The organism is Dyadobacter chenwenxiniae, assembly GCF_022869785.1.
GTDB classification, from domain to species: Bacteria; Bacteroidota; Bacteroidia; order Cytophagales; family Spirosomataceae; genus Dyadobacter; species Dyadobacter chenwenxiniae.
In genome coordinates this window covers 854,363-872,492 of record NZ_CP094997.1, presented here as the reverse complement: position 1 = coordinate 872,492, position 18,130 = coordinate 854,363, and the positions used below count along the sequence as shown (strand labels likewise).

General features: G+C 41.8%; 10 protein-coding genes and 1 pseudogene. 8 read left to right on the top strand and 3 right to left on the bottom strand.

Annotation, left to right across the window (positions count from 1 at the left end; all coding sequences use genetic code 11):
* Positions 1-255: 255 nt before the first annotated feature.
* From MUK70_RS03640 to MUK70_RS03630, 3 genes are all read right to left on the bottom strand, one after another.
* On the bottom strand, positions 256-516 hold the full coding sequence (locus tag MUK70_RS03640; protein WP_256464074.1) for a helix-turn-helix domain-containing protein: 261 nt from the start codon (positions 514-516) through the stop codon (positions 256-258).
* Between the two features lie 153 nt (positions 517-669).
* Positions 670-885: an AraC family ligand binding domain-containing protein gene (locus MUK70_RS03635; protein WP_234658882.1), complete on the bottom strand. Its 216-nt coding sequence runs from the start codon at positions 883-885 to the stop codon at positions 670-672.
* Positions 886-922: 37 nt separating this feature from the next.
* Positions 923-1,213 carry a hypothetical protein gene (locus MUK70_RS03630; RefSeq protein WP_234658881.1) on the bottom strand — a complete coding sequence of 97 codons (291 nt, stop codon included), beginning with the start codon at positions 1,211-1,213 and terminating at the stop codon, positions 923-925.
* A gap of 438 nt (positions 1,214-1,651) precedes the next feature.
* Between MUK70_RS03630 and MUK70_RS03625 the strand changes: the two genes are divergently transcribed.
* The 8 genes and pseudogenes from MUK70_RS03625 (at position 1,652) to MUK70_RS03590 (ending at position 17,972) form a co-directional block, all read left to right on the top strand.
* Positions 1,652-5,941 carry a hybrid sensor histidine kinase/response regulator transcription factor gene (locus tag MUK70_RS03625; protein WP_234658880.1) on the top strand — a complete coding sequence of 1,430 codons (4,290 nt, stop codon included), beginning with the start codon at positions 1,652-1,654 and terminating at the stop codon, positions 5,939-5,941.
* 191 nt (positions 5,942-6,132) lie between these two features.
* Complete coding sequence (locus MUK70_RS03620) at positions 6,133-6,405, top strand: hypothetical protein (protein ID WP_234658879.1); 273 nt, start codon at positions 6,133-6,135, stop codon at positions 6,403-6,405.
* A 76-nt stretch (positions 6,406-6,481) separates the two neighbouring features.
* Positions 6,482-7,441, top strand: coding sequence for a PAS domain-containing protein (locus MUK70_RS03615; RefSeq protein ID WP_234658878.1), 960 nt, complete (start codon positions 6,482-6,484; stop codon positions 7,439-7,441).
* 972 nt (positions 7,442-8,413) lie between these two features.
* Positions 8,414-8,569: a T9SS type A sorting domain-containing protein gene (locus MUK70_RS31310; protein ID WP_510185830.1), complete on the top strand. Its 156-nt coding sequence runs from the start codon at positions 8,414-8,416 to the stop codon at positions 8,567-8,569.
* Positions 8,570-9,499: 930 nt separating this feature from the next.
* Positions 9,500-11,557, top strand: coding sequence for a T9SS type A sorting domain-containing protein (locus MUK70_RS03610; protein ID WP_244784664.1), 2,058 nt, complete (start codon positions 9,500-9,502; stop codon positions 11,555-11,557).
* Between the two features lie 157 nt (positions 11,558-11,714).
* Positions 11,715-15,986 (top strand): GEVED domain-containing protein, encoded by a 4,272-nt coding sequence (locus MUK70_RS03605; RefSeq protein WP_234658876.1) that lies wholly within the window; start codon positions 11,715-11,717, stop codon positions 15,984-15,986.
* 493 nt (positions 15,987-16,479) lie between these two features.
* Positions 16,480-16,899: a VOC family protein gene (locus tag MUK70_RS03595; RefSeq protein ID WP_234658874.1), complete on the top strand. Its 420-nt coding sequence runs from the start codon at positions 16,480-16,482 to the stop codon at positions 16,897-16,899.
* Positions 16,900-17,064: 165 nt separating this feature from the next.
* Positions 17,065-17,972, top strand: a pseudogene (locus tag MUK70_RS03590) (IS982 family transposase).
* Positions 17,973-18,130 lie beyond the last annotated feature (158 nt).

The window sequence follows — 18,130 nt, the reverse complement described above, 5'->3', positions numbered from 1 at the left end:
CCATTTAGTTTAGCTTAGCAATTCAAATGTCCATGTTGAAATTTGAAACATTTATGAGCAAGTACGTCCTCCTTAGAATTAACGGTAAATTCCGACCGCACTTATTATAGTTTAAATCATCGCACCGATCGGAGGTATTGGTGACCGATCAAACTCCCTATATCCTAAGCAGAATCAAGAGCTTGCGTATAATTACCTCCCCTGTAAATCACAAGTTCAGCAAAATTTAGCACTTGTAAAAACCTGACACATTACTTAAATGACAGCTTCCGTATGGAGCCTGCGGTAGGCTGTTGGGTTCATTCTTTTATATTTTTTAAATATCCTGTTCAAATGGCTCTCGTCCGTAAAGCTTAGTTTGTTTACAATCTCATTGATCCGCATATTGCTGTGCAGCAAACGGGTTTCCACCAACTTAATTTTGTAACTGGTAATATAATGCCGCATGTTTTCCCCGGAATGGGTTTTAAAATAACGCCCAAGATAACCTCCGGAAATTCCGAATTTGTCACTTATAATTTCTATGCGCAGCTTCTCGGGAGTATAAATATTCTCCTGAATATAACTGATGATATGCAGGATCGTCCTGTCTGTATTATCATCAATTTTCTCCGGCAGTTAACAGCTATGTTCCTGGCGACAATAGTAATGATCATATTGATCAGTTGATCAACCATTTCCAGGTGATACCGTTTCCACATCGAAGGAATGGCTGTCTTCGGGCGTGATAAGAAACATTTGTCCCGGCTTGTAGTGATATTCATTTTCATTTATGCACTGTTTGCCGCTGCCGCTGATAATGTAAACCAGTTCAAAGAAGCTGTGCTTATGCGTTGACTTCGGGAACTCTTCCAGCTCTGCCGTGTAAATTACCGCTGCTTTCATATTAGTCATTTAGATTTTATGCGTGTGGGTGCCTAATTCAGATCTTGTTAAAAATATACCGGAAAATCTTCCAGTCTTCCGCCCCTCTTGGGACCACAAAGAAATCCCTCGTTTTTACGGCGATGGATTGACCTTGGGTGTTTTCAGTTGTCACTGTTGCGATGCTTTGAACAAATGCAAAATCACTTTCCACGGCTTGATCTTTAAGCAAAAAATCAGCTTTCAAGGTTTGGGTTTGAAAGAAACGTTCGGCACTATTGTAAATTTGCTGCGCGCCGCGGATCGTTGCAAAACCATCGGGCATATCATCTTCCATGCAATCATTCACTCCATTGAAGGTGAAGAGAGTATATAATTGAATGCTATGCAAAGTTGTGGCCAAACATTGAAACAGACTCATAAACAACGGCAAGAAAACCCGTAAAGAAATAGCACTGAGTTTGGACGGTCTTTATTGGAAACAGCAAATAGCATTAGTCCCTGAGGTAGGTTCTACCGAATTGATATGTGCTTAATTACGGAATTGCAGTGGTCTGTGCTCCGAATTCTCCACCCATTGTGCATCTAAATAACAACAACTTCCTTAAACAGCAAGTCGGCCGGCGTCTGGCATCGCGACCGAAAATCGTAGCACGCAATCTCGACCGAGCAATTCCTGTACCAAATTATTTAAACAACTATATAGATTTTCGTCTATTTAATGCTACATTTCCATGATTCAGACAGTACGCTGATTCAGACAGTACGCCTCCAATTTCGAATATTTATGAGAAACAAACAGGCAGGCAGAGCAAGCAAAATCTGGCCAGTTGAGCAGTTAGCAGCCCCATATAGATTTGTTTTTTTTGTATTTTTCTTTTTACATTGTTTCAATGCCTTAACCGCTCAGGAAATCCAATTCGAGCATTTGACAGTTGATGATGGATTGGCTCACAGCGATGCGATGGACGTCGTGCAAGGCAGCGATGGCTTCATCTGGATAGCGACCAACAATGGCGTTGACCGACACGATGGTTATGGCCTGAAACATTACAGAATGCCTCCTAGCAATCCCACAGGAGTTACTTCGAACAGGGTACATGTCCTGTTTGTCGATCTGAACGGACTGCTATGGGCCGGAACAGAGAATGCGGGGATCTATTATTACGATCAGCGGACGGATCAGTTCTACAGCCCTGCCTTTACTATCAACCGGGTTTCGCATGATCCGTTGCTTAAAAAGCTGCACAGTTCCAATATCAAATCTATAACCATGGATCAGCGTCATCGTATGTGGGTGGCGACAATGAAGCATGGTGTTTTTTGCTTGCAGACGGGCACGGGTGGCGTGATCTCCTCCATTCAGAATGTAGCCCTGGGTCCCACCGGCGATTTAAATTATGCAGCTACAACCGTGTTTGTGAATATCTCCGGACAAGTGTGGATCGGAACCCTGGACAAAGGGCTTTGGATGGTTGAATCCATAAAACAACATAATAGAGGCCGATACACAGCTACTGAGATTCAATATATTCCAGACAAAAACATCCGGGTTTTGGGTCGGGACAAAAAAGGAAACGTCTGGATCGGCTCAGACCATTCTATTTATCGGATTCAGCAAGGCACCTCGGACCGGCAACCTACAATTCGAAAACTCCCCCTGATATTTGACGATATACAATGTCTTTATTCTGATTCATTCGGCCATTTGTGGATCGGCTCAAATTCAGGCTTAAAAATGATCGAAAATGTTGAAAAATACCTGAATGCGCCAGCATCTCAAAATATTCATCATTACGCTCCGGATGGTTCCGATCCATCAGGGATTAATTCAGCGCGGATTCATCGAATCATGCAGGATAATTTTGGAAACCTCTGGCTGGCCGCCTCAGATGGTGGGGTGAATAAAATACGCCTTCAAGCGAAAGGCTTCCATAATTTAAGCCGCTCAGTTTCTAAAAAAAACACATTAGCCAGTAATTTTGTTAATTCGATCGTTCGGAGCGACACGCAACAAACAGTATGGATTGGCACAAGTAACGGCTACTGTGTATATGATGAGCAAAGCAATAGCTGTGCAAACTTTTTGTCAACAACGGCCCGGGATAAAGGCGAAGGGGTTGAAGTATCCGCTTTTTGCAAGGTGGGAAAAAGCATGTGGGTTGGTACACGTTACAATGGATTGTATCTGGCGAAAACGGATTCGCTTCAAAATCCGGTTGCATTTGGCAGGCAGCCAGGCTTGCCTGCCTGGGGCCATATCAGTGTAGAAAGTATTGTCTCCGATAACAAAGGTCAGGTCTGGGTGGGAACATTCGGCGCAGGATTGATCCTGTTTACCAAAGAAGGTCAGTTCGTTAGGTCCTACAACCGCTCCAATAGCGCTCTGCCATCCGATGATGTCAGTTTTCTGCTGTATGATCCTGTGTATGACGTAATCTGGGCCAGTTCACTCGACCAGGGAGTCTTGAAGATGCAGGAGCAACGCGGAGCGCTACAACTACTCAAACAGTTTAAACATGATCCTGGCAATGACAACAGTTTAAAAGTCAATTTCGCATGGCCTTTGGCACGCGACAAAATCGGAAATATCTGGGTTGGAACGATTGGTGGCGGACTGCATAAAATAGAGATCAGGAATGGGTCGGAAGTACTCCGTCCATTTCAGCACTTAGTCCCAGACAGCGATATAGAAAGTATATTGATCGATAAAAAGGGAAATCTCTGGATTGGCGGCGCTGGGTTGAAAAAATTTACGCCAAAAACTGGTGAACTGATAAACTTCGACGTGAAAGATGGCCTTCAGGGTAATTCATTCAAAGTTGGATCTGCTTTTCTGTCCTCCACAGGCACAATGTATTTTGGCGGGCCCAACGGGGTTACTTGGTTCAAGCCCGAAGAAATACGTCCTACCCTCCCCCCGATGGTAAGAATAACCGCATTGAGGGTATTGAATAAAAATCTGGCAGAAACCAGCGGGCAGCCAGGAAGTTCCATGGTCAATAAAACTTTTTCAGAAAGGGATGGGGTTACAATTCATCCGGATGAAAATGACTTTCTGTTTGAATTTGTGGGGTTAAATTATGTCAATGCACAAAAGCAATCTTACGCTTATAAGCTGCAAGGTTATAGTGAAAATTGGGTTAAGCTTCCCGATGGACAGCGCATAGCAAGCTTTTCAAATCTGCCAGCCGGCGACTATGTTTTTAAGGTAAAGGCCAGTAACGGTGAAGGCATATGGTCGGTATCCCGGCCAGTGCGGGTCACAGTACTGCCGCCCTGGTGGCAGACCTGGTGGGCGTATTTGTTTTATCTTTTTGCTATCCTGGCCGCACTCTTCTGGTACAAAAACTTAACAACCAGCCGGTTAAAACTGGAAAATAAATTGGCACTGGAAAGGCTCAAAAGCGAGAATGAACAAAAGATTGCGGAGATGAAAGCCAACTTCTTTACAGGTGTCTCACATGAGCTGCGCACACCACTCACGCTGATCTTAGGCCCGATGGAGGAACTTGCAAGGTCATATTCAGAATCCGGTGCGATGCGTGAGAAAGTCCTGATGATGCACAAACAATCACGTAAATTACTTCATCTGGTCAATCAGTTGCTCAGCTTTCGTAAGTTCGAGGCAGGTGCAGTACAACTGTCTGCGTCCAGTCAAAATGTAATGGAGCTTATCCTTGAGGTTTTTTCGATCTTTAAGATTAAGGCTGACGAGCTTAATCTGCATTACCAGCTTGATGCTCCTTCTCACGGCGTGCATATGTATTTCGATCATGAAAAACTGGAAGTGATAATCACCAACCTTTTATCAAACGCATTTAAGTACTCCAAGTCCGGCGGGACTATCCGTTTTGTCACCACGATAATTGGTGACCCGGAATGCGACGCTGTATGGAATGATAAAAAGCTGGCTGATCACTTCCTGGAAATTTCTGTGACCGACACCGGCATTGGCATTCATGCGGATGATCAGGAAAAGATTTTTGATCCGTATTTCCAGGCTTCCAACAATATTTCGTTCTTATCTGGTTCTGGAATTGGTCTTGCACTGGTCAAAGAGTTTGTAGAAAGGCATTCCGGTGAGATTGCTTTTAAGAGTAAAATCGGATCAGGATCGACGTTCATTGTGCGGTTACCTTTCGGGAAAAAACATCTGCGACACTGCGAGATAGCCCCTGCCACTGCGTTGCCTGACTTTACCCAAAATCAACCTGTGGCGCCTCAGCCAAATGCAGAACAAAGATTACCGAAACATGAAATGTACAAGCTGCTGATCGTAGAAGACAATGCCGATCTCCGAGACTATCTGTATCATTTATTTCGTGATCAATACCGGGTCTTTCTATGCGCTGATGGCTTGGAAGGATGGAAGAAAGTAACAGAAATTTTGCCCGATCTGATTCTGAGTGATGTCAGTATGCCGAAAATGAGTGGACTTGAATTAAGCAAAAAAGTTAAACAGAATCAAAAAACAACGCATATTCCGGTAATATTACTGACAGCGCTTGCGGCCGCTTTACAGGAATTGGAAGGACTGGAAACAGGAGCAGATGACTACATCGTAAAACCTTTCAATGAAGATATCCTCAGAGTTAAAATTGCTAATTTTCTTGAAAACCGGGAAAGGCTTCAGCAGTATTATCACACGCAGATTCTTTTGCAGCCCAATCAGATTGTAATTGCTGATGAAGACAAACTTTTCCTGGAAAAGGCCATGGGACTGGTTGAAGCAAACCTGAATAACCGTGATTTCAATGTGCAATGCTTAGTGAACGACATGCATATGAGTCAGTCCGTTTTTTACCGCCGCATCAAAACAATTACCGGGCAGACTGTGATCGAGTTCATCAGAGATACCCGTCTGAAAAATGCAGCTCAGTTACTTAAGAACCCGCACATACGGGTTTCGGAGGTAGCATCGATGGTCGGCATGGAAGATGTCAGAAACTTCCGTATTTTTTTTCAAAAACGCTACGACATGCTACCCTCCGTATATGCCAGGACCTACCGGCAACAAGAAGTACCGCCTCAATCGGACAACAGGACTGATTTACAAGCATTAAGTGAAATTTGAAACGTTTTCTGACGAATTCACCCCCTTTCCCTCACACGATTTACACATACTTTTGTATGCTGAAACCGAAGTTATAATTCTAGGCAGGAAGTAGGATTACTGAAAGCATGTCAAATGGCTTGGATAGGTGATGTACTACCTGTGCCTGATCCCTTCAACGGTAGAGCCGCATATAAATTCATTGCCTTAGTATGAAAAGCTACCAACTTGAAATTTACGCCCCACACTCCATGGAATCCTGGGTTTCGTTTGAATCTGACACTCCATTTGGAGCGATTAACAAAGGTGATATTTTATCAGTGGCCTCCTTTCCGGATGCTGTGATCAATGAGGGGGTTCGTGTCATTTCCATTGAGCACATCATTTGGGAAAAGCACGAAGTCGGTGTACGTCATAAGATTTGTATACGGACTGAAAATGTAGACGGGAATGTCTTATTAAAGGAAATTGGAGTTTGGAATTAAATTCTTAATGGAGATAAGCGCGCGTTAAGGATACATTCAAACCAAACATGCCTTTCGGAAATCCCTCAATAAGTAAATGACACGCAAAACCGATTATTTAGCATTAGTCAATCAGGCCACTGATCTGATTTCTGTATTGAACAGTGAAGGGAATTATCTCTTTTTAAATGAGAGCCATACCGCAATAATGGGATCAGATTTATCCCTATTTATGGGTAAAAGCATATTTAATCAAATACACCCTGCCGACCGTGCCGTATTTCAGGCTTCATTCTCATTGCTACAAACACAAAACAAGATACAATTTGCTTTATTTCGCATGAAATCTTGCTCGGGAAATTGGCAATCAATAAAAGCACATGCTGTAAATTTTTCGCATGATCCTGGCATCGAGGGGATTGTTCTTGTTTCACAAGATGTAACAGAATTGGTCACAGCAAAGCAACAGTTAGAGCGCGCACAGCAGCGTGATAGTGCATTAGCCAATGCAACCGGAGCGGCTATTTTTGACTGGGATATTTGTGCTGATAAGTTGGAATGGGTGAGCGGGTTTTACGAAAACTTCGGTTACTCAGCCACTCAAAGTAATAGTTATGAATTTTACAGTAAAATTGACAGCCCGGATCGAAAGAGAATATGGAATGAAATAGAAGATGGAATAGGATCATCTCCGGTAAAAATGATTAGCTCGGAGTTCCGCTTTCGTAAAGCCAATGGAGTGCTGGCCAATGTTGATTACTTTGGAATATTTTTGCAAAATCAATATGGGAAAGTCTACCGTGCTGTGGGTACACTACGTAATATATCTGAATTTGAAAGCCATCTTCAAAAGGTTAGAAGAAAGAACGTGATCATGAAAGAGATTGCCTGGTCAGAATCCCATATTGTCCGCGCACCATTATTAAAAATGTTGAATATAATTGAGCTAATGGAGACCAATCCCGATGTTCAGCCTAATATTAAGGACTTAATTAAAATGGTTTCTCAGTTGGCCAATGAATTTAACAATAACATAAGAGGTCTCGGAGATCAGTAAGAAATGTAGCCAATTATGACGTTTATGGAACTGCACTACGTTCAAATAGCCTCCTACCGAACATTTTAGCTTCCAAAATGTTCCTGAACTCGAATGGTGAGTTTCCAAAGCTTGGTTATAGAGATTGGGAAAGTTACCAATTATCCGCATTTCTCAAGAGAGCGGTTTAAATCTGGACGGGATAATAATTAATTGTTCTTTAATGATTTTTCGGTTTTCATTAGATTAAGCGCAAAGTTAAAAGCATCCCGATACGCTACACAGTGGTCTCGGATTACGCCAGTGAAATCAGATTTTTTGGCTCCAATGTTGCAATATAAATTATGTGATATGGTTAGCTCAGTATTATAGTACCTGGGAAACCGAACAATCAAACTCCTATTCGTGTAGGCTTTCCAATTTTCAGGAAGTGTAAACCAGAGAAGTGGCCAAACTAGTTCGCCCTGCTGTTCTCAGGCTGCACTTGTCTTGGCGTTTGTTGTGCCGCTTAAACAAAATGAGCTCTCTTGTGATTTAAATGAGCAATTTGTCAAAGATGTATTGGAGCAAAATGGGAGAATAGAATATGATTCTACAAACCAAAAGTACCGTTTTTAGTAGGAATAGATGGTACATATGATTCAATGGAAGTTGGGGTAATTTGCAATATACCTGATGAGTTAAAAAAGGGTGGGCTTAAAATTATATTCAGTGGAAAATATTATAAGTACTCTGAAAAAATAACCTATTACTATCCGGGTCAAATCTATTATAACTTGAACCTATCAGAGTATAAGATAGCTATGACAGAGTAACATTTCTTCTTCTTAACTCACCAATCTATGAAAACTATTTACTTGATCTTGTTAATTGTTTTTGTCATACCTGCGGTTTTTGGTCAAAAAAGGCTCTTTTGTATGACAATTGGCCTACTACAGTTGCCAGAACGGTTGAACTTTATAATGAAAGTTCAAAAAAACCTGTAAGTCACTTCTGATTCAGGATATTTATAAAAACAAAGCTGTCAAAGATGGACATAAGATTGAGTTAGATGTAAGTGATTTACCGCGTGGAACCTATTATCTTCATGTAATGCCCGGAAAAGGTACAGACCAAAAAATAGAAAAGACCAGAATTGTTTTACAATAAATAACACTTAAATAAATCAACTCTAATGTGATTATAACCGAGCAACAATGCCCGGTTATTTTTTGAGAATCTCAATTGGTATAGGCTGCCACTGATGCAAACGCAATTTGCGCTTGTCTTTTTTTATCTACATTCGAGGTTTGCCTTGGGATGAACAATATAATACAACTACTTTTCCCAATGAGTTTGGTTTGCCAGTTTTGCAAATACCCAAAACTCAGAATTCACAACTTTGTTAAGTTGTCTTATATACTGCTATATTTATATAAATATTGAACTTTATTACTATTGTTGTAGAAGCGATAAAATAGTATTATTATTTCTCTTGAAGAGAAGCAGCGCGTGATAGGGATACTTACAGTGCTCCTTCATAATCGCCCGTACGTTTAAATTTCAAAGTTAATTTTTCACTTTCGAGACTGACAATTCTACAAAACTTTCTGTCATCAATCTCTAGTGTAAGGGTAAAGTTGATATCAAGACTACGATGTCGCCGCTTATTATTAAGTTGTCGACAAAAGAGATTTTAGAACCAATAAAACCCTGCGTATAGCAAGAATTTGCTATTGTGCTTTGCAGCACGCTTCGCTTCCTTTGTCTTCAATAAATCCGGCCACTATATAAGTTCGGCAACTTCTCAGGTTACTTCCAGGCGGATCGCTTTTCAGATCTATGAATTTACCTGAAGTTATTTATCGCTCCACATTTTCACAAAAATCAATACCCTTTGAAATGCAAGAAATGATTATTTGCTCAATGTCGTAATACTTCCGCTTTTTATAAAAGCTTGTGCAGACCACACCGAACCTATTGTTATTCAGCATGGAACATTCCGGTCCAAAGGATTTGAAGCGAAAACAGGTAAAGTGCTGGACGAAAGTGGCAAAACGTTATTTGCTGATATCACACAGCCGACTTAATAACTCAAAAATGAAAAAACTATCTGCCTCCATTTTTCTGATGCTTTTGTGGCTCCAAGTGAGCGCGCAATGCCCCCTGCCTGGGAGTATTGATCTTAACTCTCAGGCTGATGTCAACAACTTTCAAACCTTATATGGGTCATGCCCCAACCTGATTATCGATGGAAATCTGCGGATTAATGCGAGTGACGTTACCAGTCTGCTGCCCCTTGCCAATCTGAAAGGTGTTACCGGTAGTTTTAGTATTTCATCCAACAACAACCTGGTCAACCTCAATGGCCTCGCAAAACTCGAACAGATTGGACAAGATCTCAATATCGACAATAATGCTTTACTGGTCGACATCAGCGGTTTGAGCGCGCTTACATCCATTGTCGGGTCTATGTATATACAGAACAATCCTGAACTGGTGACCCCGGGTACGTTAGCCGAATTAACCGACGTAGGCAATACGATGTATATCCAGGACAATGCGAAAATGACAAACCTGCCTAATTTTCCCAAAGTGGTAAATTTTAGTGGTAATATGCGAATTTTGTCTAATCCTGTACTGACTAGTTTAGCAGGACTCTCGGCGCTGGAAAAATTGGATGGTGGCCTCGAAATCATCAATAATTCTTCACTGATCAACCTCAATGACCTAGCAAAAATCGAGCAGATTGGAGGATATCTCCAATTTATCAATAATGCTTCCCTGGTCGATATTAGCGGGTTGAGCGCACTTACCTCCGTTGGCAAGTTAATGTACATAGGGGGCAATCCTAAACTGGTGACTCCGGGCACGTTCGCCGAATTAACCGACGTAGGGGTTATGCTGTTTATTGAAGGTAACGCCAAAATGACGAGCCTGCCCAATTTCCCGAAACTCACGCATATTGGAGAAGATCTTTATATTGTAGGTAATGCTTTACTGGTCAACCTCAATGGCCTCCCGAAACTCGAACAGATTGGAGGAGATCTCGATATTTACTTTAATGCTTCACTGGTTGACATCAGCGGGTTGAGCGCACTTACCTCTGTTGTCAAGTCTATGTATATACGGGATAATTCTGGGCTGGTGACTCCGGGTACGTTAGCCGAATTAACCGACGTAGGCAATACAATGTACATCCAAGACAACGCCAAAATGAAAAGCCTGCCAAATTTCCCTAAAATGGTCAATTTTAGTGGTACTATACAAATCTTCAATAACGCTGTGCTGACTAGTTTGGCTGGACTCTCGGCGCTCGAGACCATAGGACTTGGTATCAGAATCAGTAATAACCCGTCACTTACCAATCTGAGCGGACTTGAAGGTCTCAAGCAGGTAAATCAATACTTTCAGATCAGCGGAAATAACGCTCTTACTAATATAAGCGCTATCCAGGGCGCTACAATAACGGAAAACCTGGAAATTTCAAGCAACCCGCTTCTAAGCACATGCGCAATCATTTCTGTTTGTTCCTTACTCAGCACATCGCCGGATCAGATATCCATCGCAGCCAACGCAACAGGATGCAATACATTTGAAGAAGTTCAGGAAGCTTGTGAAGCAGTTCTTCCGGTTACCCTGGTCAATTTCTCAGGAAAAATGAACGCCGAAGGTTTTGCCGATTTGGAATGGAGTACCTCTTCCGAAACCAACAGCGATCATTTCATTAATGAACACAGGAGGACTGGAAACGAAAAATGGTCGGCCTTAGGAAAAGTACCTGCCAAAAGGGAAAGCAGTTCACTGGCCACGTACGACTTCATTCACAACCGGCCGATGAGCGGTGAAAATCTGTACCGACTGAAAATGGTCGACACCGACCAGACTTTTGCATATAGCCGCATCATCAGTATCCGGAGCAAAGAACTTACAGCAATGTATGCCTATCCCAATCCCGTCAAAAGCAAATTGCATTTCAGTGGTGCAGGTGATGTACAGGAACTATCGGTATTTGATACAAGCGGCGGACTTAGGCTCAAAACGAATCTGACTGGTACAAATGAAGTGGATCTGAAAAATCTGGCACCAGGGAAATATCTCCTGAAAGTGCAAACCAGTGATGGGAGCTCGCATACACAGAGCGTTGTGAAGGAGTGATGAAGATCTGATATCAATTTGCGGGGTAATGTTATCGATTTTGCAAACGCCTGACCATTTGCTCCCCGATTACAAATTGGGGCGACCCTGTTGTATATAGCTCAAAAATTCAACAACAGTTTCACAATTTAGACTATAAACTCAATTGAAAAATTTTATGAAAACATATATACGAACATTTGTGCTTTCTTTTGACAACAGCTTTAAAGCAAATGCACTAAACAAATACCGCGCAGTTCATGGTTTGGCTGGTTGTGTTTCAATGCCTGAGAATGCACTTTCCCCCTTTTTCTTACAAAGAATATGGCGGTCTTTATTATGCTTGACTGTGTTTCTTTCTGCTGCCGCTGGCAGTATTTACGCACAAGGCTATTGTGCCTCCACAGGAGGTAATGGAGGTAATAGTCAGGATATCTCAAATGTACAGATCGGCACGTTAAACAATTCCTCAAATTGTAGTTCAACAGGTGGCACAGGATCTATACAAAATAGCTATTCGGACTACACCAATCTTGCTGCTCCGAATCTTCCGCAACTAAACCCTCTCTCTTTTTCGGTTGGTATAACTAGTTGCACCAATTACACAAATATCATGATTTCAATTTGGATCGATTATAACCAAAATGGAAGTTTTGATGCGCCCGATGAACGCGTCTATCAGTCAGGCGCAAACGCCGATGCAATTTATAATGTAACAGGTTCCTTCATTATTCCGGAGAGTGCCTTGTTAGGCCCAACGCGTATGAGAGTAATTGCTTCGGCAAATACAAATGTAAATCCGTGCGGAAGTTATCGTGACGGTGAGACAGAAGATTATACGGTGAATATCACAGGACCAGTGTATTGCAGTGGCACACCTGCACCAGGAAGCACCTTGGCAAGTCAAACTACTGTTTGCTCTAATGAAACCGTTGACTTCTCTTTTTCTTCGTCATCCGCACTGAATAATATAAATGCTACCGGATTCACTTACCAATGGTTTAATAATGCAGGCCCTGTTTCGGGTGCAACCAATCCGACCTATACAGCAACTATTACCACCACAGATAATTTTTATTGTAAGGTTACCTGTAGCCAAAGTGGTCAAACAGGTCAATCCACTCCGGTCGCCATTAATTTGACACCATACGCCGAATGTTATTGTACCTCTGCTGCCGGCAGCACCACGGGTTTGGATATTTTCAATGTGACAGCGGGAACGTTAAATAATTCAACCAACGTTTCTCAAACCGGCGGGCCCGGATCGCTATTAAATCGTTATTCGGATTTTACCACCTTAGTGGCTGCGCCGGTGTTTAATCAATTAGCTACGATTCCATTTTCAATACAAGTCGCTGAAAACGGCGGTTACGCCCGAACTTCTATCTGGATTGATTACAACCACAATGGTATTTTTGAGAGCCCGGATGAACGGGTTTATCAAACAGCGGAATCAAATTTTGAAAACCATACGCTTAACGGATCTTTCACGATTCCAATCACCGCTTTGACGGGTACTACCCGGATGAGAATTATTACCACTGCCGGTCAAACGCCAGTAAGCTCTGCTTGTGGAAATTATGGTGAGGGAGAAACCGAAGATTATTTAGTCAGTATCGCAGTACCTGTTGCTTGTAGCGGCAGCCCGGTACAAACGAACACAATTGCCACGCAACACCTCGTTTGTCCGGAAGCTAAATACACCTTTTCTCTGAGCCCATCCATTAGTACTGGCGGTACTACGTATCAATGGTATAACAATGCCGGACTAATTGCCGGTGCCACAAATGAAACTTACACTGCAACCATTACAAGTCCGGATGAATTTTATTGTGATGTAACCTGTCCAACAGGAGAAAAAACAACAAGATCAATTCCTGTTTCTGTCCTGACATGTTATTGCACTTCTACTGCTGACATTAATGGAGGTCTGGATATTTATAATGTAACAGCAGGAACGCTAAATCATTCAACTACTCCTTTTGAAACCGGCGGGCCGGGATCGATATTAAGAAGTTATTCTGACTTTACAACCTTGGTGAATGCACCGGTGTTTAATAAATTAGCCACGATTCCATTCTCAGTAACGGTCGGCGGAGGTGCCACTTATGCCCATACCGCCATCTGGATTGACTACAACCGTAATGGCATTTTTGAGAGTCCAGGTGAATTTATATTTCAAGAAACAGGTTTTGCCGGGTATACTGCAACTGGGTCCTTCACAATCCCCCAAACCGCATTAACAGGTGTGACCCGTATGAGGATTGTTACCAATGAAGGTAATCTGGCAATAAATTCTGCTTGTCAAAATTATGGTCCGGGAGAAACAGAAGATTATCTGGTGAATATTGCACCATCTCCGCCTTGCGGTGGCTTCCCGCTACAAACTAACACAATCGCTACGCAAAACCCGGTTTGTCCGCAGGTGAGCTTTACTTTTTCTCTCAGTCCTTCTATCATTACCTCAGGCAATACCTATCAATGGTATAATGATGCGGGCCTGATTGCTGGCGCTACGCATGAAACTTATACCGCGATCATTACAAGTGCCGATAATTTTTATTGTGATGTGACCTGTCCCAACGGTGAAAACACAACCAGATCAATACCAGTTGCTGTGAGAGAGCCCTACCTTTACTGTCCTTGCACCTCTGTATCAAATGATCCGGAAGCTGAGGACATATTTAATGTAACGATTGGCGAATTAAATAACTCCTCCAATTGTGGTTCAACTGGTGGTGCGGGGTCTATACTAAACAGGTTTTCGGATTACACTTCCTTGGTGGTTGCTCCGAATCTTGCGATATCCAATGCTATTCCAGTCTCTATTCAGATAGGCATTTGTAATTCTTATGAACCCAGCGCAACATCTGTTTGGATCGATTACAACCACAATGGAAGTTTTGACTCGCCCGAGGAAAGAGTATATTATGCAGGAGATAACTATTCCCCAAACTATACTTTAACGGGTTCAATCACAATTCCGGAAACTGCTTTGTTAGGTCTGACACGCATGAGAGTCATATGTGGCAATGGAGAGATAGATGCTTCTGCATGCGGTGGTTATGGCGGTGGTGAAACGGAAGATTATTTTGTCAATATTGTTGCTCCGACTTGTAGTGACACGCCTACTGCTGGCAATACAGTGGTTAGCCAAAACAATGTGTGTGCCAATACAAGCATTACCTTGTCACTATCATCTCCACCAACAATTACCAACGGAATTACCTATCAGTGGTTCAATAATGGCGGTGCTATTACGGGTGCAACAGATGCCACCTGTACGACAACAATTACAACCACAGGTAATTTTTATTGCGAAGTGACCTGTACCAGCAGTTCATTAAAAGCTTCATCAACGCCTGTAACTGTGAATGTGGCGCCGGTTTCCCTCCCCACATCAGCTACAACCCATACACAAAACGTAGCCACTACGCCGTTGGTAGTCAACAATTGCCAATATATAGCCAAAGTGGTGCCTACAACCGGCTTTACGGATGCTACTATTAAAAGCTGGACTGAAACAACTCCGCCATTCATTTACGTGCCAAGGCATTATGAAATTACACCAGGCACCAACCCAAATACGGCAACCGGTACCGTAACCTTGTATTACTCACAAGCCGATTTCAATGCGTATAATGGGACCATAACGAGCGGCTTATTGCCAACCGGCCCATCTGATGCCGCAAAAATTGCCAATTTCCAAATCCTGAAATATGCGGGAACCAGTCCGACAGGCCTGGGTTATGCAGGCTCACCAACATATATTCCGGGTGAAGGAAATTCCTGGAATACGGGCGCATACACTTTTGTTTGGAATGCAACAAATTCCATTTGGGAAGTCACATTTCCAGTTACGGGTTTCAGTGGTTTTCTGGCTAAATCAATTGCACAACCTTTACCAGTTACTTTAATTTCTTTCACAGGAAAAGCCACAGAGAAAGACAATGAACTTAACTGGAAAACCAGCTCAGAAGTCGATTTCAGCCATTTCGAAATCCAGAGAAGTGTGAATGCAAAAGTATTTGAAAAAATAGGCATCCAGGAGCCGAATGCGTCAGGCAATTATACGTTCCTTGATTCGAACGCCCCCGGAGGGAAGGCCTATTATCGCCTTAAAATGATAGATCGGGCCGCGGGCGGTATGGATGGAACTTACAGCTTCTCAAGAATGATTGCAATAGAAAACGATGCAGAAAAATCTATTGTTGGCAATTTCTATCCCAACCCAGGAACTGGCAAAGTGTACATTGAAATTAAAGCAACAGAAAAAGGAATCTGGAACATTACCACCTATGATTTAAGTGGAAAAGTAATCTCGTTTAAAAGTAAATTTTTACAAGTTGGATTGAATAAAATTTCGATCGAAAAGCTGAATATTGGTTTAAACGTTGTAAAGTTTGAGAATGGAATTATTTCTGAAACCAGGAAAGTAATAAAAGAGTAGCTTCTGAATATCATTTCGAATCTGAAAACAAAATAGAAAGCAGCGACTTTTGAGACAATTCTGGCATACAGTCCGCTGACCTTTTTAGCATAGTTTTTTTTGATCACAAACTGATCACAGAATTGCGAAATGATGTCTCAATACGCTTCCTTTTTTTCGATGCAGCCATGTCCATTTCTGTTCTTTAGGCTGGTTTTCTCCTTGGTGTCGTTTACTTAAGGATATTCAGAGTTTCCTGTATGATATACAGTGTTTTTTTGAGTACTCTCATGATTGGGGAGATTAAGACGACTTCCGTCGACTGCCAACACACTTATCGAAAACCAACTCAGTGAAGGAACAAAGAAGCTATCTATTCATTTACTACTTTTACCTACCGTGCTAATTCCTATTGGTGTTTTTCCAGAAAACCTAACCGACGCTGTTCTTTCATGACAAATTTTGTGTTTATCCGTCATTTAAGCCAACTTCTAACCACTATCAGAACAACTTTATGGCAACCCTAAATCCTTACATCTACTTCAACGGAAATTGCGAAGAAGCATTCAATTTTTACAAATCAGCTTTTCAAAAAGAGTTTGCATACATCGGACGCTATAAAGATGTTCCCCAAACAGACAGACAAGTTTTTCAGGAAGCAGATGAAAAAATCATGCATGTTTCTCTACCGATCAGCAATGAAACAGTTCTAATGGGATCTGACAACCGTGAAGCGTATACAGAGCTATTGACTTACAGCAACTTCTCGCTTATTATCCATACCGACAACAAAGAAGAAGCGGATAGACTATTTAATGAACTTTCTATAGGCGGACAAATCAAGATCCCAATGGATTTGACATTTTGGGGATCGTACTATGGTATCTGTATTGACAAATTTGGAATTATGTGGAAGGTAACAATCGAATCATAACACCAATAGACGTCCCCCAGAGAGAATTAAGCGAATTCACCCGTTACAAAAAATAACAAAAAGAAACTAATTTAAACCCGTTGTACGGTTGAAATTTAAATGGAAAAAGATTGTGCATTTTCCTGAAATTCAGTAAGTTAATAAGGGTACCAAACCATATTAACGATGCACAATCTTAAGGCCAATTTCAGCAAATTTTTGGCGATTGCCAAATCGGTTTTTCGGGACGAAATCAACACCGACGGTAATTTTAGATTTTACCCTAACAAACCTAAAATGTCTGATATACAGATAATTACCCTGTCATGCTTTACCGAATCTTTATCAATTGATTCGGAAAATTGGCTTTTTAGTAAGCTTCGCTCTGGGTATCGAAACTGTTTCCAGACTTGATTCACAGAACAAATTATAACAGAAGGCGGCGCGGGCTTTCAGAAAGGACGGCGCAATTGTCAAAACTAGTCTGTTTAAAATTTTCCGGAAGCGACGGTGAATACATTATTGACTCAATACCCGTACCGATTTGCCAAAAACCTCGAATTGCCCGGCTGAAAATTTGTCGTGATGATGACTTGGTTATGCCGTCGACGGCTTGGCACGCAAGTCATAAGAGTTGCTACCATGGCTTTAAGATGCACTTGGTAATTTCTAAAAGCGGCTTTCCGTTTGCAGCAGGTATGACCACTGCAAGTATGCATGATTCTCAATACATTCCATTCTTGAAATATGACAATTTGCCTGAATGTGAACTACTTGCGGATCGAGGTTATATTTCAGCCGACCAACAACTCGCTTTATTCCAGCAAGTAGGCGTGAAAATAATAACCCCATTAAAAGCCAATATGAAAATCCAAAATCTATGGAATTACCAGCGCCGGAAAACCCGTAAAACAATCGAAACTCTCTTTTCACAGCTATGCGATCAGCAATTAATTAAACGCAACTACGCGAAGGCCTCAGATGGGCTATTTGCCCGAATTGTCGCCAAAATAGCTTCTGTCTCAATTCTGAAAGCAATCAACTCGCTGGCAAACAAACCACTCGGACGCATTAAACACGCACTACTTTGCTAACCGCACAACGGTTAAGTTCTGATTTATTAATTTTTATAGTAAGCCAATTATATTCTTATTTTAATCAGCTAACCGAACGGTAAACGGAAAGTAAAAATTTGAAAGCAGGACTTTTCCTTCCCGCTTGTTCTGTGTTCATTCCTCTGAAAGTACAGTTT

Excerpts from the sequence above, each read along its gene's own strand:
- MUK70_RS03635 (WP_234658882.1), bottom strand. The coding sequence starts at position 885 with ATGAAAGCAGCGGTAATTTACACGGCAGAGCTGGAAGAGTTCCCGAAG.
- MUK70_RS03625 (WP_234658880.1), top strand. The coding sequence starts at position 1,652 with ATGAGAAACAAACAGGCAGGCAGAGCAAGCAAAATCTGGCCAGTTGAG.
- MUK70_RS03620 (WP_234658879.1), top strand. The coding sequence starts at position 6,133 with ATGAAAAGCTACCAACTTGAAATTTACGCCCCACACTCCATGGAATCC.
- MUK70_RS03615 (WP_234658878.1), top strand. The coding sequence starts at position 6,482 with ATGACACGCAAAACCGATTATTTAGCATTAGTCAATCAGGCCACTGAT.
- MUK70_RS03610 (WP_244784664.1), top strand. The coding sequence starts at position 9,500 with ATGAAAAAACTATCTGCCTCCATTTTTCTGATGCTTTTGTGGCTCCAA.
- MUK70_RS03605 (WP_234658876.1), top strand. The coding sequence starts at position 11,715 with ATGAAAACATATATACGAACATTTGTGCTTTCTTTTGACAACAGCTTT.
- MUK70_RS03595 (WP_234658874.1), top strand. The coding sequence starts at position 16,480 with ATGGCAACCCTAAATCCTTACATCTACTTCAACGGAAATTGCGAAGAA.